Raw genomic sequence first — 16,689 nt, 5'->3', positions numbered from 1 at the left:
GAGCAAGCTCGACTCTACGCACTGCTCAATGCACTTCGTCGTGGTACACGAATTTGGGCATTTCCCAGCGGTAATGGATCGCCAGCAGGCGCAGCGCGAAGCCACCGCCCAGGCAGCACAGGATCGCTGTGGCATCGGCCACGCCCCAATGCAGCAACAGCAGATACACCGCACCGGTCAGCAGCGAGATGATCGCGTACAGCTCCTTCTGGAAGATCAGCGGCACTTCGTTGCAGAGGATGTCGCGCAGCACGCCACCGAAGGCGCCGGTCAGCATGCCGGCAATCAGCACGATCGGCATCGCGTGGCCGGCCTCGCGCGCGATCGAGCAACCAATCAGGGTGAAGGCGATCAGGCCCAGGCCATCGAGCACCAGGAAGGTGCGGCGGAAATGGTGCATCCAGCGCGCCACCCAGGTGGCGATCAGCGCCGCACACACGGTGAAGGCCAGGTACTCCGGATGCTTCACCCAGCCCAGCGGGTAATGCCCCAGCAGGATGTCGCGCAGCGAACCGCCGCCGAGGGCAGTCACACAGGCAATCATGACCACGCCGAACAGATCCATGCGGCGGCGGCCCGCAGACAGGGCGCCGGTCATGGCTTCGGCGGAAATGGCGATCAGGTAGATGATGGACAGCAGCATGGGTCAGGCTCCGGGCGCGGTGGGGCCGGCCATGCGCATATACCGCCACTGCCTGCGCAATGACGGAATGACGATGACCGGTGCCGCTCCCGCTGTCCTTTTTGCCTGAGAGTTCAGCGGGATGAACCGCGTGCCCCTTCGGCGGATCGCGGCGGGCGTGCCCGGCGACCTCTCTCCAGCTCGGCGTGTCGAATGCATGGTTGGTGGGATTCCAGCCCACCGGCCTGAGCGATCATGGGAGCCTGCGCCTTCGGCGGGCGCCAGCGCGGCGCCTCTCTCCTGCATTCGGGCGCCAGTATATCCGCTGCAGTGCAGCACGGCATAATCGGCGGCATGGCCCCGTCCCCCCGCCCGTGGTTCCTGTACCTGCTTGAATGCCGCGACGGCAGTTACTACGCCGGCATCAGCACCGACGTGGCGGCCCGTTTCGCCGCCCACCAGGCCGGCAAGGGCGCGCGCTATACCCGGGCGCGACCGCCGCTGCAGATCCTGGCCGTGCGCGAGTACCCCGACCGCGCGGCCGCCTCGCGTGCCGAATGGCAGCTCAAGCAGCAACCGCGCGAACGCAAGCTGGCCTGGCTGCAGGCCGCGATCCCGTAGATCCACGCCATGCGTGGATGGGTACCCCGTGGCATGCCATCATCGCCACACCCATCGACACAGGGACGGTCCGATGAAACACCGCTGGTTGCTGATGTCCCTCTGCACCGCTCTGCCGGCAGGCGCCCAGACCCCGCCGTCGCTGCAGCACGGACAGATCGGCACCGCCGCCGAACTGACCGCGCAGCGCGGCCCGACCACACCTGAAGTCATTGGCCTGCGCCGCGATCAGGTGCCCCCCGATCTGGTCGATCTGATCCCGCTGGCCGAGAAGTGGGGCATCGCCGATGACGAGCTGCGCGACGAGATGCAGCAACGGGCAACGGCAGCCGAGAAGAAAGCGCTGGGCGACGCGCTGAAGGGCCGTCATGCGCGCATTACCGCATGGCTCGATACGTTCCCGCAGGGACAGCCGATGCCGGACGCAGCGGCGGCCTTCATGTACCTGCAACTGGGTGCCGATGAAATGGGTCTGATGCCGTAGATCCACGCCATGCGTGGATGGGATCCCCCAGCCATGCCACCATCGCCACACGCCCAGCGCTGGAGACACCCATGTCCACCGTTGCCCTGTTGTTCGCTGTCGCTGCAGCCACCAGCCCCACCGCCGACCCCTCCACCCTGGCAGCCATCGAAGCGACCTGCCATGACTACGTCGATGGCCAACTGGAGGGCGACCCGCAGCGTGTCGCCCGCGCGCTGCATCCGGACCTGGCCAAGCGCGCCGTGCTGGGTGATACGCCCGACGAACGCCTGGGCCTGCGCCGCATGTCGAAGGAAGAACTGGTTGCACTGACCCGGCAGGGCGCACTGAAGACCCCAAAGGATCAATGGGAACGTCGCTGCACGGTGCTGGATGTGACCGGCAACGCCGCCTCGGTGCGGTTGGAAACGCCGTGGTTCGTGGACTACTTCCACATGGGCCGTTTCGACCAGCGCTGGGTTATCGTCAACGCGCTGTGGTACCCCAAGCCGAAGGCAGAGTAGATCCACGCCATGCGTGGATGTTCCCAAGGCGGCCCGCACGGTCATTCATCCACGCATGGCGTGGATCTAGTGCAAGGGATCCGACCCCGTTTTCCCGCCCGTTATTTCGGGCGCCGGTCGTCCTGGTCATCACCGAAGATGATGCGCGCGCTGCGCTGGTAGCTCCAGTACGCCACGGCCCAGTTCAACAGCACCACGATGCGGTTGCGGAAGCCGATCAGGAAGAACACGTGCGCGGCCAGCCAGAACCACCAGGCCAGGATGCCTGACAGCTGCAGCTTGCCCAGGTGCACGATCGCGGCCATGCGGCCGATGGTGGCCAGGTTGCCGTAGTCGGCGTACTTGAATGCCCCGGGTTCGGTCTTGCCGTGCAGGCGCGCGCGGATGGTTTCGGCCACGTGCTTGCCCATCTGCTTGGCGGCCGGTGCCACGCCAGGCACGGGGCGGCCATCGGCCTGGCTGACCGCAGCCAGATCGCCGGCCACGAACAGTTCGGGGTGGCCGGGCAGGGTCAGGTCCGGTTGCACCTGCACCCGGCCGGCGCGATCCAGCGGCACGTCCAGGGTCTTTGCCAGCGGTGAGGCGGCCACGCCGGCCGCCCACACCACCGTGCGCGCGGGCACGAACTGGTCGCCCAGCTTGAACCCCTGGCTGTCGATATCACTGACCGGGGTGCCGGTCAGCACTTCCACGCCCAGCTTTTCCAGCTGCCGGCGTGCCTTCAGCGAAAGCACTTCCGGGAACGAGGACAGCACGCGCGGGCCGGCTTCCACCAGTCGCACCTTGGCGCTGGCCGGATCGATATGGCGGAACTCGTTGCGCAGGGTGTGGCGGGCGATCTCGGCCAGCGTACCGGCCAGTTCCACACCGGTGGGGCCACCACCCACCACGGCGAAGCTCAGCCAGGCGGCTTTTTTCTCCGGGTCTGGCTCGGCTTCGGCACGCTCGAACGCCAGCAGCAGCTTGCGGCGCAGGGCGATTGCATCGTCCAGGGTTTTCAGGCCTGGCGCATCGGCGGCCCACTGGTCGTTGCCGAAGTAGGCATGGGTGGCGCCGGTGGCCAGCAGCAGGCTGTCATAGCCCAGCGTGCTGCCGTCGGCCAGGGTGATCTGGCGGGCCTGTTTTTCAATGCCCACCACTTCGCCCAGGCGCACTTCCACGTTGCGCTGGTGGCCCAGGATATGCCGCAGCGGCGCGGCGATATCGGGTGCGGACAGGCCCGCAGTGGCGACCTGGTACAGCAGGGGTTGGAACAGGTGGTGGTTGCGGCGGTCGACCAGGGTGATCCTGATCCGTTCGCGTGCCAGGGCACGGGTGGCCCAGAGGCCCGCGAAACCGCCGCCGATGATGACCAGGTGGGGGACTGGTTCGCGGCTCATCGACGTACTCCGGAGGGGGATGGATGTCGTCCGGCATCATCGCACGTCACATGCCCGCCCAACGGGATCGGCGATACTCGGTTCAGGCCGCAGCCCCTTCGCCGAGGAACCCATGTCCGAACCGGAAAAGCGCATTGCCCTGCTGATCGACGCCGACAACGCGCCGGCATCGAAGATTGATGAAGTGCTGGCCGAAGTGGCCCGCCATGGCGTGGCCAACGTGCGCCGCGCCTACGGCAACTGGAAGAGCCCGCGCTTGAAGGGCTGGGAGGCGGTGCTGCACGAGTACGCCATCCGCCCCATCCAGCAGTTCGCCTACAGCAAGGGCAAGAATGCATCGGACATGGCCATGGTGATCGATGCCATGGACCTGCTGTACGCGCGCAACCTGGACGGCTTCGCCATCGTGTCCAGTGATGCCGACTTCACGCCCATGGTCATGCGCCTGCTGACCGACGGGGTGAAGGTCTATGGCTTTGGCGAAAAGAAGACGCCCGAGCCGTTCGTCAACGCCTGTTCCAAGTTCACCTATCTGGAAGCCCTGGGCCAGGCCCATGCCAGCGTGCCCGATGCCGACGCACCCGAAGTGGAACGGGCCGCCAGCGAACAGGCCGCCAGCGATGAAGCACGCCCGCGCAAGAGCGGCGCGGAAATGCGCAGTGATACCCGCCTGGTGAAAATGCTGCGCCGCGCGGTGTCGTCGGCCGAAGGCGAAGACGGCTGGTCGCACCTGGGGCCGGTCGGCAGCCAGATCGGCAACCAGGCTTCGTTCGACCCACGCAACTATGGCTATGGAAAGCTCAGCGATCTGCTGGCGGCGATCGGTCTGTTCGAGCTGAAGAAGGACGGAAAATCGTCCTATGTGCGCGCGTTGCCGAAGAAGAACCGGTAGCGCAGCACGGTGCGTTTGATCGGCGTATCGTAGCGGCTCCGCGCCAGCGTGGCGCACCGCTGCAGGCAAGGAACAAACGCATGTTGAAGATCTGGGGCCGCCGCAATTCCAGCAACGTCCGCAAGGTGCTGTGGTGTGCCGAGGAAATCGGGCTGCCGTATGAATCCATCGAAGTGGGCGGCAGCCACGGCGGTACGCAGTCGGCCGAATACCTGGCGATGAACCCCAACAGCCTGGTGCCGGTGATCGAAGACCACGGCCTGCCGCTGTGGGAATCGAACACCATCGTGCGCTACCTGAGCGCGCGCTACGCGCTGGGCACGCTGTATGCCGAAGATGCGATGGAACGTGCCCAGGCCGAGAAGTGGATGGACTGGAGCACCTCGCGCATGGCGCCGCTGTACTCCGAACTGATCTGGGGCATCATGCGCACCGCCCCGGCCGACCGCGACGAAGCGCGCATCAACGCGGCCATCGTGCGTGCCGGCGAATACCTGGCCATGGCCGATGCCACCCTGGCCAAGCAGCCGTGGCTGTCCGGCGACCGCTTCGCGATGGGCGACATCCCGTTGGGATCGCTGGTCTACGCCTGGTACGAACTGCCGATCCAGCGCCCGGACCTGCCGCACGTGGCGCAGTGGTACGCGCGACTGCGCGAGCGCCCGGCGTACCAGCGCGGCGTGATGTCGCCGCTGACCTGAGCGCGCGTTGCCCGGGGTCGGATCCCACCTGACGGGTGGGATCCGACCCCACACCGGCGGCCACCACGGTAGCGCCGGGCCATGCCCGGCGGAGGCCACCCCGCAACCTTCAATACAGATCCGTCGGGTCCACATCCAGCGACCAGCGCACCTTGCGTGCTTCCGGCAGTGCGTACAGCTGCGGCACCAGCTGCGCCAGCACCCCATGCAGGGGTGGCCGCTGCGGCGCCGACAGCAGCAACTGCGTGCGCTGGTAGCCGGCACGGCGCGGCATCGGCGCCGGCATCGGCCCGTAGGCTTCCACCATGTTCTGTTCGCCCAGCAGGTGCCGCGCGGCCAGCAGGAAGGCGTTGGCATGCTCGACCTGCTGCGCTTCGGCACGCATCAGTGCCAGGTGCGCGAAGGGCGGGAAGCCGGCGGCCTGGCGCTGGTTCAGTTCGGCCTGCGCGAAGGGGTGGTAGCCACCGTTCACCAGGGTTTCCAGCAGCGGGTGCCCCGGGTGATGGGTCTGCAGCCAGACCTCGCCGGGATCGCGCGCGCGGCCGGCGCGCCCGGCCACCTGGATCAACTGCTGGGCCAGCTTCTCGCTGGCGCGGAAATCGGCGGAGAACAGCCCTTCATCGATGCCCACCACCACCACCAGGGTCAGCTTGGGCAGGTCGTGGCCCTTGGCCAGGATCTGCGTGCCGACCAGGATGCCGGGCTGGTCCCCCAGTTTCGCCAGCTGCTGTTCCAGCGCATCGCGGCGTGAGGTGGTGCCGCGATCAATGCGCACCACGGGGTAGTCGGCGAAGGCGCTGACCAGATGTTCTTCCAGTCGCTCGGTACCGATGCCCTGCGGCTGCAGGGCGAGGCTGGCACAGGCCGGGCAGGCCAGCGGCGCCGGCTGGCGTGCGCCGCAGTGATGGCACTGCAGGCGGCGCCCGCCGCCATGCACGGTCATCGGCGCATCGCAGCGTTGGCATGGTGCGGTCCAGCCGCAGTCGTGGCACAGCAGCACCGGCGCGTAGCCGCGGCGGTTCTTGAACACCAGCACCTGCTGGCCGCGCTGCAGGTGTTCGCCGATGCCGGCCAGCACTTCGTCGCTCAAGCCATCGCGCAGCGGCCGCTTGCGCACATCCAGGATGCGCACGCGCGGTGGCCGTGCATCGCCGGCGCGCTGCTTCAGGCGCAGGTGCGCGTAGCGGCCTGCGTAGGTGTTGTGCAGGGTTTCCAGTGACGGCGTGGCGCTGCCCAGCAGCACGGGAATGCCCAGGGCCTTGGCCCGCACCAGGGCGAAATCGCGCGCGTGGTAGCGGATGCCGTCCTGCTGCTTGTAGCTGCCGTCGTGTTCCTCGTCCACGATCAACAGACCGGCCTGCGGCAGCGGCGTGAACACGGCCGAGCGGGTGCCGACGATCACCCGTGCTTCGCCGCGCGATGCTGCTGCCCACACGCGTGCGCGCTCGTTGTCGTTCAGCCCCGAATGCAGCGCATGCACGGGAATGCCCAGGCGGCCACGGAAGCGCGCCAGGGTCTGCGGGGTCAGGCCGATTTCCGGCACCAGCACCAGCGCCTGCCGGCCCTGCGCCAGGCAATGGATGATGGCCTGCAGGTAGACCTCGGTCTTGCCGCTGCCGGTCACCCCATCCAGCAGGAACGGCTGGAAGCCATCGGCTGCGGTGATCGCGGCCACGGCATCGGCCTGGTCGGGGTTCAATGTGGGTCCGGGCAACGGGTGCGCGTGGCGCGGGGCCACCGCCAACGCCACCCGCTCGGCCAGGCCGCGCTTGGCCAGGCTGCGGGCCGCCGTGCGCCAATCGGGCATGCGTGCGCCCAGCACGTCTTCGTCCACCACGGCCTCGGCCAGGTGTTCGGCCAGTTGCCGCGGCCGGCTGCCGGCGCGAAGTTTGTCGCGCTGGGTGCGGCCGTCGTCGGTCAGCTGCCAGCCCCAGTGATGGGTGTCGGGCAGCGGCTCGCCGTGCCGCAGCGGGCCCGGCAGGGCGGTGCTGACCACTTCACCCAAGGGCGCGTGGGTGTAGCGGGCCAGCCATTGCAGGCTGTGCCACAGCTCGCCCTGCAGCAGGGGTTGCGGGTCCACCCAGGCCAACGCATGGCGCAGCCCCTGCGTGTCCTCTGCCTGGCCCAGGCCGGCCACCATGCCCACCAGTTCACGGTTGCCGAAGGGCACCTTCAACCGGCAGCCCAGCGCATCGGCCGGCGCCTGGCCGTCGGGGGCCAGGTAGTCGAACAGGCGGGGCAGGGGAACGGGCAGCGCGACCTGCAGGGTCGGAATCAGTGCGGGCATGGGCGCAGTTTAACGGCCCATGCGCGCCCGCATGGCAGGTTGCTGTCCGGCCGCAACGCGTCGTGGCATTCATAAATGTCACCTAAATACAGGCGGCTATTAGAGATTCAGTCTTATCCACATCTTCTGTGGATAAGTTTGTGCGTTACCCGTCGGCGAACACCCGCGAAGCCGATGGCGACGGCCTCACGGTTGCGTTGGTCAAAAAATAGCCACATAAAAAAGTTCTTGAATATCAACAACATCGATGTGAAACATTGCTGAAACACGCTGAATTCACGGCTCCATGCCGGTCGCCCCAAGTCAGGTCTTGATGCTGTGCACAACCTGCAGCACGAAGTGCCCATGGGCGCAAGCCCTGCCGGCGGCCAAGGGCCTGCCGCTATCATGCCGGCAGACCTTTGGAGTGACCGATGACGGCTGTGCCCGCCCCTGTTTCCTCGACCGCGGCCGGCGCGCTGTCGGCGTTCCTGCGTGGCGTCGAGCGCCGCGCGCTGGTGGTTGCCGAGCTGCAGTGCGGCGACCCCGCCCGTGCCGAGCAGACCCTGGTGGCGGTCATGCGTGCTTTCGCCGCGGTGGCCAGCGACCTGCCCATGGCGCAGTGGCCCACCCGCTTCTGGACCCTGCTGGGCCAGCGCCAGGCCCTGCGTGAGCCGTCCGCCGGGCAGTGGCCGCCGTCGCTGGCCGCGCTGGGCGACATGGACCCCGTGCCGCGCCTGGCCCTGCTGCTGCGGGTGGGCGGCAGTCTGGACGAAGCCATTGCCACGCGGGTGCTGGACACCGACGAGAATGGCTACCAGCAGCTGCTGGCCGCGGCCTGCCCGCGCGATGTCAACGGCCAGCCCGATGCCGCCGCCTGGCGCGGCCTGGCCGAGCAGGTGCAGCTGCGCATCCGCGACCTGCCGGCCAAGCGCCTGCAGCAGTTGCAGCAGCCAGCCGCACCGGGCAGCAGCACGCAGAGCCCGACCCCCGGTTGGCGCGCGCCCGAACGCGACGACCGCACGCCGACGGCCGGCAAGCGCCGCCGCCCGAATGCGCGCCCGCGCTGGCGCGGCCCGCTGATCCTGCTGGTCACCGTGGCCGTGCTGTTGGCGGCCGCGCTGGGCTGGAGGCACTGGCAGGGCCTGCGCACGGCCAGCGATGCCCCGCTGCCGGAAGGCGTGGTGGGCGAAGCGGGCCCGGTAACGGTGGAATCGCTGCCGCCGACCGACGTGCAGGCATCGGCCGCGGTCGACGGCCACGCCGCCGAAGATGCCGCGATGCTGGCCGACCGTGACTACCCGCTGGTGGCCGACGCCGATCTGTATGCCTGGAGTGCCGCCGGTGGTCCGCTGCCGGTGGATGAATCCGAACCCAAACCGACCCACCCCGAGCCGGTGGGTGCCGCGCTGGAAACCTCTGCTGCCGATGAATAAGTTCCTGCTGGCCGGCCTGCTGCTGGCCCTGCCGCTGTGCGCCGCCGCCGCGCCGAATGCCCTGGACCTGCCGCCGCCCACCGCGGTGCCGGCCAGTGCGGTTGATGCCGCGTCGCCGGCCGGCTTCGCCCATCTGGATGTGGCCGCCCAGCGCCAACGGCGGGCCGATTACGCGGCCTGGCGCGCGCTGCCGGAAGGCGAGCGTGAGCGCATCCGCGTGGCCGCTTCGCGCTTTGCCGCCCTGCCGGCCGCCCAGCAACAGCAGCTGCGCGAACAGTTCCAGGCGCAGGACCAGGCCTTCCGCGAGGGCTGGCGGCTGGGCCCGCAGCTCGGCCAGCAGTTCCCCAAGCTGCACGGCCTGTTCGGCTTCGTGCCGCCGGAACAGCGCGAGGCCGCGTTGGCGGTGCTGCGCCAGCTCAGCCCTGCACAATTGTCGCAATTGACATTGGTGGCGCAGCGCACGCCGCCGCAGGAACGCGATGCGGTGCGCAGCGCATTCCTGGCCCTGCCGGCGGCCGAGCGTGACGGTTGGCTGAAGCGCCAGGCCGGGCAGTAGCGCCGGGGGGAGTCGCCTCGGAATCGGCGGGGATCTGATGGGGAATGGGCCGGGGTTTTCGCGCGGCCCGAATGAAGAGCAGTCGACCAACGGTCGACTCTACCCCGTCGCCCGTACCCATTCGCCCCCGCCACGTCGCCCGTACCCCGCCGACGTTCGCGCCCATGCCGGGCTGTTTGGCCGTAAGATGGCGGCCCGCAACCCGGTGCCTGTGCCCTTCGCGCGCAACCGTAGTTGGCGTTCTGTACTTCCATGTCTACCGCAACCTCCACGCCGCGCTTCAGCAAGGAAGTCGGCGCGACCGGTCTGCTTGCCCTGCCGTTGGTGGTGGGCCATGTCTCCACCGGCCTGATCTCCTTCGTCGACAACGTCATTGCCGGCCACCACGCCACCGCCACGCTGGCGGCGGTCACCATCGGCACCGCGCTGCTGTGGCTGCCCATGCTGATTCCGATCGGCACCCTGATCTCGCTCACCGCCTCGGTGTCGCAGCTGCACGGCGCCGGCCGCGAGCGCGAGATCGGCCCGCTGTTCCGCCAGGCCCTGTGGCTGGCGCTGGGCCTGGGGCTGATCATGTTCGCCTTCCTGACGCTGGTGCCGCCGCTGCTGCCGGCCTTCGGCATCGCCCCGGACATCGTGCCGGGGGCCACCGCCTTCCTGCACGCGGTGCGCTGGGGCGGGCCGGCGCTCACCCTGTACTTCTGCATGCGCTATCTCAGCGAGGGCATGCACTGGACCCTGCCGACCATGCTGCTCGGCTTCGGTGGCCTGCTGGTGCTCGCACCGATGGGCTACGTGCTGGCCAACGGCAAGCTGGGCTTCCCGGAAATGGGCGCCGAAGGGCTGGGCATCGCCTCGGCGGTGATGATGTGGCTGCAGGCCATCGCCTTTGCCACCTACCTGTGGTTCACCAAGCGCTTCGCCCACCTGCAGCTGTTCTCGCACTTCGAAGGCCCGCGCCCGGCGGCGATCTGGGACCTGCTGCGCACTGGCCTGCCGATCGGCATCACCGTGCTGATGGAAGGCGGTCTGTTCATCGTCACCGCCCTGCTGATCGGTCGCCTGGGCGCCAATGAGGCGGCCGCGCACCAGATCGCGATCAACGTGGCGCAGCTGTGCTTCATGATCCCGATGGGCGTGGCTGAAGCGACCACCGTGCGCGTCGGCCATGCGGTCGGCCGTGGCGATGGCTTCGGTGTGCGCCGCGCGGCCTGGGCCGGCTACGCCATCATCATGGGCACCCAGACCCTGTCGGCGGCGGTGCTGCTGTTCGGCCACGATGCCATCGTCGGCGTCTATACCAACGATCTGGCCGTGGCCGGGCTGGCATCCACCCTGCTGCTGTACGCGGCTACGTTCCAGTTCCCCGATGGCATCCAGGTGCTGTCGGCCGGTGCGCTGCGCGGCCTGAAGGACACCCGCGTGCCGATGTTCATCGCCATGTTCGCGTACTGGGGCCTGGGCATGCCGCTCGGCGCCGGGCTCGGCCTGGGCCTGGGCATGGGCCCGCAGGGCATGTGGATCGGCCTGATCGTCGGCCTGACCGCCGCGGCCATCCTGATGGGCTGGCGCCTGCGCCGCAGCAGCCTGCGCATTGGCCAGTCGGCCCTGGAATGATCCCCGCGCCCGTCACCGCAGACCGTGACGGGTGATCCCCTGACTTGTGTCCGATGCCGCCTCACACGGCACCGGCTATGCTGTTACCACGGCAAGAAGCCATCCGGAGCGCTCCATGAACCAAACCGTGCCCCCGCTGCCCCCGGCACGTCGCAACCCCGTCGCCAGTTTCTTCATCGGGCTGTGGGACGTGATGAATTTCACCCGCCGGCTGATCCTGAACCTGGTGTTCTTCGGCCTGTTGCTGTTGTTCGTGGTGATGTTCATCGTCGCCGCCGGCATGGGCGCCGGTGCCAGCAAATCGCTGCAGGACCGCACCACCCTGGTGATCGCGCCGGAAGGCCGGCTGGTCGAGCAGTTCAGCGCCGATCCGGTCAGCCGCGCGCTGGCCAAGGCCGTGGGCGACAACAGCGCCGAGGAAGTGCAGCTGCGCGATCTGATCCGGGCCATTGAAGCGGCCAAGGACGACAAGAAGATCGAACGCGTGGTGCTGGAACTGGACAAGCTGCAGCCGTCCGGCTTCGCCTCGCTGCGTGAAGTGGCGGCCGCGCTGCAGGACCTGCGTGCGTCGGGCAAGCAGGTGGTGGCCTTCAGCCAGAGCATGGGGCAGTCGCAGTACCTGCTGGCCGCGCAGGCCGACGAGGTCTACCTGGACCCGATGGGCTCGGTCGTGCTGGAAGGCCTGGGTCGCTACCGCCAGTATTTCCGCACCGGCCTGCAGGACAAGCTGGGCGTGGACGTGCACCTGTTCAAGGTGGGCGAATACAAGTCCGCCGCCGAACCCTACGTGCTGGATGCCGCATCGCCGGCGTCCAAGGAAGCCGATCTGTTCTGGATGAACGATGTCTGGCAGCGCTACCTGGGCGACATCGCCAAGGCACGCCGCCTGGACCCGGCGCAGCTGGCGGCCGGCATCGATACCCTGCCGGAAGGCGTGGCCGCCGCCGGTGGCGACCTGGCCAAGTTCGCCCTGCAGCAGAAGCTGGTGACCGCGCTGAAGACCCGCGAAGAATTCGAGGATCTGATGATCGACCGCGGCGTGGCCGATGAAGATGCCGAGGGTGGCTTCCGCAGCATCGACTTCGGCGGTTACCTGACCCAGCTCGATGCACGCCGCAATCCGGTGGACAGCCGTCCGCAGGTGGCCGTGGTGGTGGCCTCGGGCGAAATCAGCGGCGGCGACCTGCCGGCCGGCCGCATCGGTGGCGAATCGACCTCGGCGCTGCTGCGCGCCGCGCGCGACGACGAACACGTGAAGGCCGTGGTGCTGCGCGTGGATTCGCCCGGCGGTGAAGTGTTCGCCTCCGAGCAGATCCGCCGCGAAGTGGTGGCCCTGCAGGCCGCCGGCAAGCCGGTGGTGGTGTCGATGGGCGACCTGGCGGCGTCCGGTGGTTACTGGATCAGCATGAATGCCGACCGCATCTATGCCGACCCGTCCACCATCACCGGGTCGATCGGCATCTTCGGCATGATCCCGAACTTCAGCCGCGCGCTGGACAAGATCGGCGTGCACACCGATGGCGTGGGCACCACCCGCTTCGCCGGCGCGTTCGATGTCACCCGCGAAATGGACCCGGCCGTGGGCCAGGTGATCCAGTCGGTCATCAACAAGGGCTATGCCGATTTCACCGGCCGTGTGGCCGAAGCGCGCAAGAAGCCGGTGGAAGCCATCGATGAAGTGGCCCGTGGCCGCGTGTGGAGCGGCGCCCAGGCCAAGGAACGCGGTCTGGTCGATGCGTTCGGTGGCTTGAAGGATGCGGTGGCCGATGCCGCCGGCCGCGCCAAGCTTGGCAACGCCGACAAGTATCGCGTGCGCTATATCGAAAAGGCCGCCACGCCGTTCGCGCAGTTCGTCAGCGGTTTCGCTGGCAGCCGCGCCGGCGCTTGGATGCTGTCCGATTCGGGCATGGCGCGCATGATGCTGGCACGCACGATGCCGGAAGTGGACACGCAGCTGCGCTTCGTCGAAAACGCCGCTCGCGAAAAGGGCAACGGCGCCCCGGTGAAGGCACTGGCCTACTGCTTCTGCGGATTCTAAGCAGACCGGGGTCAGATCCCTTTGCGCAGCAAAGGGCTCTGACCCCATCCATTACCCGCAGCAAAGGGCTCTGACCCCACCCATTACCGCGTCGCGTCAGCCTCGGCCTGGCGCTCGCGTTCGGCGCCTTCGTCCACGGTCTGCTGCACGCCCTTGGCGCGGTCCAGCGGCTGGTTGATGGCCTTGGCCAGCGCCTGCGGCTCCGGCGGTTTTTCGGGGTTGGGTGGGGCAGGGCGCTGGCAACCGGCCAGCAGCGCAGCCGACAGGCACAGTGGAATCAGCAGACGCATCGCGGCTCTCCAGGGTAGGCGTTGGCGCAGTGTCGCACCGTCGGCAGGCGCGTGCTGTGACGCGTATCCTTTGCGCATCGAAATACAGCGGCTGCGGCCCGGAGGACACATGACCCAGCAACGATGGCGCCTGGACGGGCAGACCGCGCTCATCACCGGCGCCAGCGCCGGTATCGGCCTGGCCATCGCCCATGAACTGGCCGGTTTCGGCGCCGACCTGATGATCGTGGGCCGCGACATCGACATGCTGGAAACCGCCCGCGACGAACTGCTGGATGTGCACCCGCAGATGCAGGTGCATGCGCTGGCGGCCGATGTGTCCGACGACGAAGACCGCCGGCAGATCCTGGACTGGGTGGAAGACCACAGCGACGGCCTGCACATCCTGGTGAACAACGCCGGCGGCAACATCACCAAGGCGGCCACCGAGTATTCCGAAGACGAGTGGCGCGGCATCTTCGAAACCAACCTGTTTTCCGCCTTCGAGCTCTCGCGCTATGCGCACCCGCTGCTGGCGCGGCATGCGGCATCGTCCATCGTCAACGTCGGCAGTGTTTCCGGCCTGACCCACGTGCGCAGCGGTGTTGTGTATGGCATGACCAAGGCGGCCATGCACCAGATGACCCGCAACCTGGCGGTGGAGTGGGCCGAAGACGGTATCCGGGTGAACGCGGTGGCGCCGTGGTACATCCGCACGCGCCGCACGTCCGGGCCGCTGTCCGACCCCGATTACTACGAAGAAGTGATCGCGCGCACGCCCATGGGCCGCATTGGCGAACCGGAAGAAGTGGCCGCCGCAGTGGGCTTCCTGTGCCTGCCGGCATCGAGCTATGTCACCGGCGAATGCATCGCCGTGGATGGCGGCTTCCTGCGCTACGGGTTCTGATGGATTCGCCGGGGTCGGATCCCTTTCCAACGGAAAGGGCTCTGACCCCCGGTAGCGCCGGGCCATGCCCGGCGGATGTTCAGTCAGGTACGGCGCAATCACTCGCGGCCAGCACGGCCTGCAGCCGCTCGCGTTCGCCCCGTGCGGCATCGCGGTTGTCCGGCGTGGCGAAGCGCTCGCGACCGCGTGCGTTGCGGAAACGCTGCTGCCAACTGCCGCAGCGCTGCGCTTCACTGACTTCGCTGCAGCGGTCGGTCACCACTTCACAGCTGGCCGCATTGGCCGGGGTGACCCCGCCCAGCCCCTGCACCTGCAGCAGTTCGCAACGGCCCGGTGCGGCCTCGTATTCGTGCAGGTAACCGCCGCCCTGGGCATCGGTGCACTGGAAGATGGGCGGCAGCGGCGGCTTGGGCGGCGCATTGCCGTCGGCTTGCGCCTGCGCGTTTGCCTGGCGCAGCTGCGCGCTGTCCAGGATCAGGTTGTCATCGGGGCGCTCGACCATGCGCGCTTCGCTGATGATGCGTTCTTCGCCGGCCTGTGCCTGTGCCGGTTCCGCCGTGGGTGTGGCCGTTGGGACAGGTTCGCCCGCGGGCGGTGCGCTGGGCAGCACCGCCGAAGGTGGTGGCTCGGCTGGCGGTGTGGGCGCCGCCGGCGTGGCGCCGGGAAGACGCACGATTTCCTGCCGCAGACCCTCCGCGCAGGGCACGCGCTGCACGGTCGGAACGTCGCTGCTGCCGGTGCAGCGATAAATCACCTGTGCCTCGGCCGCGGCTGCGGTGGGCAGCAGGCACAGGGCCAGCCAGAACAGTTTCTTCATGCGAGCAGCGTACAGCGACTGCCCACCAAGGTGGGCAGCTACCAGAGCAGGGGCCACGGCAGTGGCCAACCCTGGTTGGCCGCAGGGCAACGGGGCGAGGCCGTGGTAGGGGCCAACCTTGGTTGGCCGTAGGGCACCGGCGCGGGGCGTTTCAGCCGCCGCAGTCGCGGCCCAGCCGCGCGTCAATGCCGCGCTGTTCGGTGGTGATCGCCGTGCGTTCGCTCTGCAGCGCGCTGTTGTAGCGGCGGTCCAGCTCCCAGCGCCGATCGCGCAGGCGTGAACAGACTTCCTGCGCTGGCAACGGCGTGCAGGTATCGCGCACCAGCACGTTGCCGGCCGGCAGGCTGAAGCCGACCGGTGGCGGGCGCCGGTCGGGCACAGTGCCGCCAATCGGTGGACCGATGCTGTTGCCCGCGGCCGGGCGCGGGCCGGGGTGCGGGCTGTAGCCGGGGCCGGGCCGGCCGCGCGGATACCAGACGTTGCCCCACACCGTCACCCAGCGCGGGTTGCCCTCGTTGCTGTCGCTGGTATAGCGGCTGCCATCCTCGGCCACGCATTCGTACATCGGCTGCGGCGGCTGCACGTACACATGGCGCACTTCGCGCTCACGCAGCGCGGGGGGATCGGCGCGCTCCAGCGGCGCGGCGTCGGTGCTGACAACGCGCGCGGGCGGGTCCTTGGGGCGCTGCATGTCGCGCACTTCCTGGCGGCCGCTGCTGCACGGCTTGTCCTGCAGGGCGACAGCACCGTTGCTGCCCACGCAGCGATAGATGCGCACGTCATCGGCTGCCGGCGCGCTCAGCGGCAGCAGCAGGGCCAGGCAAAGGATGGATCGCAGCAGGTGCATGTGCGCAGCGTGCGCCAAGCCGGGCGCCGCTGCAATCATCGGCTCAGGACCGCAGCACGTTGCCACTGAGTGCGTCCCGGATCGGGGTGGGCTGGGCCAGCCCGCCGGTCTCGCCGTCCAGCACGCCGTCCAGCAGGCGCAGCAGGCGCGGGTCCAGCTCCTGGCGGGTACGCGCGGGCGGTTCGCCGGCCAGGTTGGCGCTGGTGGACACCAGCGGGCCACCCCAGGCCTGGCACAGCGCGGCCACCAGCGGGTGCGCGCTGATGCGCACGGCAATGCCACTGTGTTCACCGGTGATCCACGGCTGGGCACGCGCCCCCGCCGGCAGGATCCACGTATTGGCGCCGGGCCAGCTGGCCAGCACTGCGCGCTGCCGTGCGTCGGGTAGGGCGTCCAGCCGCACCCAGCCCTGCAGCTGGGCCAGGTCGGCGGCGACCAGGATCATGCCTTTCTCGATCGGGCGCTGCTTCAGGCGCAGCACCATATGCACCGCCGCCTCGTGCGCGGGGTCGCAGCCCAGACCCCAGACCGCTTCGGTGGGGTAGGCAATCACGCCGCCGGCACGCAGGGTGGCGACGGCGGAGTCCAGAGTGAGTTCTTTCATGGCGGCAACCGGGCCGGCGTGGGGGTTCATTATCCCCCCGCTGCGTGCAGATGGGGTGGAACCTGCCACCCCAAGTAGGTGCGGACCGTTGGTCCGCACATCCAGGCACATCATCCACGCATGGCGTGGA

General features: G+C 68.7%; 17 protein-coding genes and 2 riboswitches. Of the genes, 10 read left to right on the top strand and 7 right to left on the bottom strand.

Features of this window, described 5'->3' with window-relative positions:
* Positions 1-25: 25 nt before the first annotated feature.
* Positions 26-643 (bottom strand): trimeric intracellular cation channel family protein, encoded by a 618-nt coding sequence (locus C1930_RS17840; RefSeq protein ID WP_108750299.1) that lies wholly within the window; start codon positions 641-643, stop codon positions 26-28.
* An 84-nt stretch (positions 644-727) separates the two neighbouring features.
* Positions 728-832: riboswitch (glycine riboswitch) on the bottom strand.
* 13 nt (positions 833-845) lie between these two features.
* Positions 846-935: riboswitch (glycine riboswitch) on the bottom strand.
* A gap of 41 nt (positions 936-976) precedes the next feature.
* On the opposite strand from C1930_RS17840, the gene C1930_RS17835 reads away from it, so the two are divergent.
* The 3 genes from C1930_RS17835 to C1930_RS17825 all read left to right on the top strand — a co-directional run bounded on the left by C1930_RS17835 (position 977) and on the right by C1930_RS17825 (position 2,230).
* The gene (locus tag C1930_RS17835) at positions 977-1,243 is read left to right on the top strand and encodes a GIY-YIG nuclease family protein (protein WP_108757804.1); all 267 of its coding nucleotides are present in this window, start codon (positions 977-979) and stop codon (positions 1,241-1,243) included.
* 73 nt (positions 1,244-1,316) lie between these two features.
* A complete protein-coding gene (locus tag C1930_RS17830) occupies positions 1,317-1,727 on the top strand; it encodes a hypothetical protein (protein WP_108772317.1) in 411 nt (136 codons plus the stop codon).
* Positions 1,728-1,798: 71 nt separating this feature from the next.
* Positions 1,799-2,230, top strand: a complete 432-nt coding sequence (locus C1930_RS17825) for a nuclear transport factor 2 family protein (protein ID WP_108772316.1) — start codon at positions 1,799-1,801, stop codon at positions 2,228-2,230.
* Positions 2,231-2,331: 101 nt separating this feature from the next.
* Here C1930_RS17825 and C1930_RS17820 read toward each other — a convergent pair whose 3' ends face one another.
* Positions 2,332-3,609, bottom strand: coding sequence for an NAD(P)/FAD-dependent oxidoreductase (locus C1930_RS17820; protein ID WP_108754296.1), 1,278 nt, complete (start codon positions 3,607-3,609; stop codon positions 2,332-2,334).
* Positions 3,610-3,721: 112 nt separating this feature from the next.
* Here C1930_RS17820 and C1930_RS17815 point away from each other — a divergent pair, with 112 nt between their 5' ends.
* Together C1930_RS17815 and C1930_RS17810 are read left to right on the top strand one after the other, a co-directional pair.
* Positions 3,722-4,501 carry an NYN domain-containing protein gene (locus C1930_RS17815; RefSeq protein WP_108757291.1) on the top strand — a complete coding sequence of 260 codons (780 nt, stop codon included), beginning with the start codon at positions 3,722-3,724 and terminating at the stop codon, positions 4,499-4,501.
* A gap of 80 nt (positions 4,502-4,581) precedes the next feature.
* Complete coding sequence (locus C1930_RS17810; RefSeq protein WP_108757290.1) at positions 4,582-5,202, top strand: glutathione S-transferase; 621 nt, start codon at positions 4,582-4,584, stop codon at positions 5,200-5,202.
* Positions 5,203-5,311: 109 nt separating this feature from the next.
* On the opposite strand, the gene C1930_RS17805 is transcribed toward C1930_RS17810, so the two are convergent.
* Positions 5,312-7,489, bottom strand: coding sequence for a primosomal protein N' (locus C1930_RS17805; protein WP_108772315.1), 2,178 nt, complete (start codon positions 7,487-7,489; stop codon positions 5,312-5,314).
* A 413-nt stretch (positions 7,490-7,902) separates the two neighbouring features.
* Between C1930_RS17805 and C1930_RS17800 the strand changes: the two genes are divergently transcribed.
* The 4 genes from C1930_RS17800 to sppA all read left to right on the top strand — a co-directional run bounded on the left by C1930_RS17800 (position 7,903) and on the right by sppA (position 13,115).
* On the top strand, positions 7,903-8,904 hold the full coding sequence (locus C1930_RS17800) for a hypothetical protein (protein ID WP_108757288.1): 1,002 nt from the start codon (positions 7,903-7,905) through the stop codon (positions 8,902-8,904).
* Entirely contained in the window at positions 8,897-9,460 is a 564-nt protein-coding gene (locus tag C1930_RS17795) for a DUF3106 domain-containing protein (protein ID WP_108757287.1), read from the top strand. The genes C1930_RS17800 and C1930_RS17795 overlap by 8 nt, the downstream gene beginning before the upstream one ends.
* Positions 9,461-9,712: 252 nt before the next feature.
* Positions 9,713-11,077, top strand: a complete 1,365-nt coding sequence (locus C1930_RS17790; RefSeq protein ID WP_108772314.1) for an MATE family efflux transporter — start codon at positions 9,713-9,715, stop codon at positions 11,075-11,077.
* 115 nt (positions 11,078-11,192) lie between these two features.
* Complete coding sequence (gene sppA / locus C1930_RS17785) at positions 11,193-13,115, top strand: signal peptide peptidase SppA (RefSeq protein WP_108757285.1); 1,923 nt, start codon at positions 11,193-11,195, stop codon at positions 13,113-13,115.
* 83 nt (positions 13,116-13,198) lie between these two features.
* Here the strand turns inward: sppA and C1930_RS17780 are convergent, their stop codons facing one another.
* On the bottom strand, positions 13,199-13,405 hold the full coding sequence (locus C1930_RS17780; protein WP_108750309.1) for a hypothetical protein: 207 nt from the start codon (positions 13,403-13,405) through the stop codon (positions 13,199-13,201).
* 109 nt (positions 13,406-13,514) lie between these two features.
* Between C1930_RS17780 and C1930_RS17775 the strand changes: the two genes are divergently transcribed.
* Positions 13,515-14,291, top strand: a complete 777-nt coding sequence (locus tag C1930_RS17775) for an SDR family oxidoreductase (RefSeq protein WP_108757284.1) — start codon at positions 13,515-13,517, stop codon at positions 14,289-14,291.
* A 79-nt stretch (positions 14,292-14,370) separates the two neighbouring features.
* On the opposite strand, the gene C1930_RS17770 is transcribed toward C1930_RS17775, so the two are convergent.
* From C1930_RS17770 to C1930_RS17760, 3 genes are all read right to left on the bottom strand, one after another.
* Positions 14,371-15,108 (bottom strand): hypothetical protein, encoded by a 738-nt coding sequence (locus C1930_RS17770; protein WP_108772313.1) that lies wholly within the window; start codon positions 15,106-15,108, stop codon positions 14,371-14,373.
* A 151-nt stretch (positions 15,109-15,259) separates the two neighbouring features.
* Complete coding sequence (locus C1930_RS17765; RefSeq protein ID WP_108757282.1) at positions 15,260-15,955, bottom strand: hypothetical protein; 696 nt, start codon at positions 15,953-15,955, stop codon at positions 15,260-15,262.
* A gap of 43 nt (positions 15,956-15,998) precedes the next feature.
* Positions 15,999-16,589, bottom strand: a complete 591-nt coding sequence (locus C1930_RS17760) for a Sua5/YciO/YrdC/YwlC family protein (protein WP_108754287.1) — start codon at positions 16,587-16,589, stop codon at positions 15,999-16,001.
* Positions 16,590-16,689: the final 100 nt, after the last annotated feature.

Origin of the sequence: Stenotrophomonas sp. SAU14A_NAIMI4_8 (assembly GCF_003086695.1) — a bacterium.
GTDB lineage: Bacteria > Pseudomonadota > Gammaproteobacteria > Xanthomonadales > Xanthomonadaceae > Stenotrophomonas.
The sequence above is the reverse complement of the archived record's forward strand: the minus strand, read 5'-3'. Positions and strand labels throughout refer to the sequence as shown.

Coding starts and splice junctions, on each gene's coding strand:
- C1930_RS17800 (WP_108757288.1), top strand. CDS start 7,903: ATGACGGCTGTGCCCGCCCCTGTTTCCTCGACCGCGGCCGGCGCGCTG.
- C1930_RS17825 (WP_108772316.1), top strand. CDS start 1,799: ATGTCCACCGTTGCCCTGTTGTTCGCTGTCGCTGCAGCCACCAGCCCC.
- C1930_RS17840 (WP_108750299.1), bottom strand. CDS start 643: ATGCTGCTGTCCATCATCTACCTGATCGCCATTTCCGCCGAAGCCATG.
- C1930_RS17775 (WP_108757284.1), top strand. CDS start 13,515: ATGACCCAGCAACGATGGCGCCTGGACGGGCAGACCGCGCTCATCACC.
- sppA (WP_108757285.1), top strand. CDS start 11,193: ATGAACCAAACCGTGCCCCCGCTGCCCCCGGCACGTCGCAACCCCGTC.
- C1930_RS17820 (WP_108754296.1), bottom strand. CDS start 3,609: ATGAGCCGCGAACCAGTCCCCCACCTGGTCATCATCGGCGGCGGTTTC.
- C1930_RS17830 (WP_108772317.1), top strand. CDS start 1,317: ATGAAACACCGCTGGTTGCTGATGTCCCTCTGCACCGCTCTGCCGGCA.
- C1930_RS17790 (WP_108772314.1), top strand. CDS start 9,713: ATGTCTACCGCAACCTCCACGCCGCGCTTCAGCAAGGAAGTCGGCGCG.
- C1930_RS17835 (WP_108757804.1), top strand. CDS start 977: ATGGCCCCGTCCCCCCGCCCGTGGTTCCTGTACCTGCTTGAATGCCGC.
- C1930_RS17765 (WP_108757282.1), bottom strand. CDS start 15,955: ATGCACCTGCTGCGATCCATCCTTTGCCTGGCCCTGCTGCTGCCGCTG.
- C1930_RS17760 (WP_108754287.1), bottom strand. CDS start 16,589: ATGAACCCCCACGCCGGCCCGGTTGCCGCCATGAAAGAACTCACTCTG.
- C1930_RS17795 (WP_108757287.1), top strand. CDS start 8,897: ATGAATAAGTTCCTGCTGGCCGGCCTGCTGCTGGCCCTGCCGCTGTGC.
- C1930_RS17770 (WP_108772313.1), bottom strand. CDS start 15,108: ATGAAGAAACTGTTCTGGCTGGCCCTGTGCCTGCTGCCCACCGCAGCC.
- C1930_RS17815 (WP_108757291.1), top strand. CDS start 3,722: ATGTCCGAACCGGAAAAGCGCATTGCCCTGCTGATCGACGCCGACAAC.
- C1930_RS17805 (WP_108772315.1), bottom strand. CDS start 7,489: ATGCCCGCACTGATTCCGACCCTGCAGGTCGCGCTGCCCGTTCCCCTG.
- C1930_RS17780 (WP_108750309.1), bottom strand. CDS start 13,405: ATGCGTCTGCTGATTCCACTGTGCCTGTCGGCTGCGCTGCTGGCCGGT.
- C1930_RS17810 (WP_108757290.1), top strand. CDS start 4,582: ATGTTGAAGATCTGGGGCCGCCGCAATTCCAGCAACGTCCGCAAGGTG.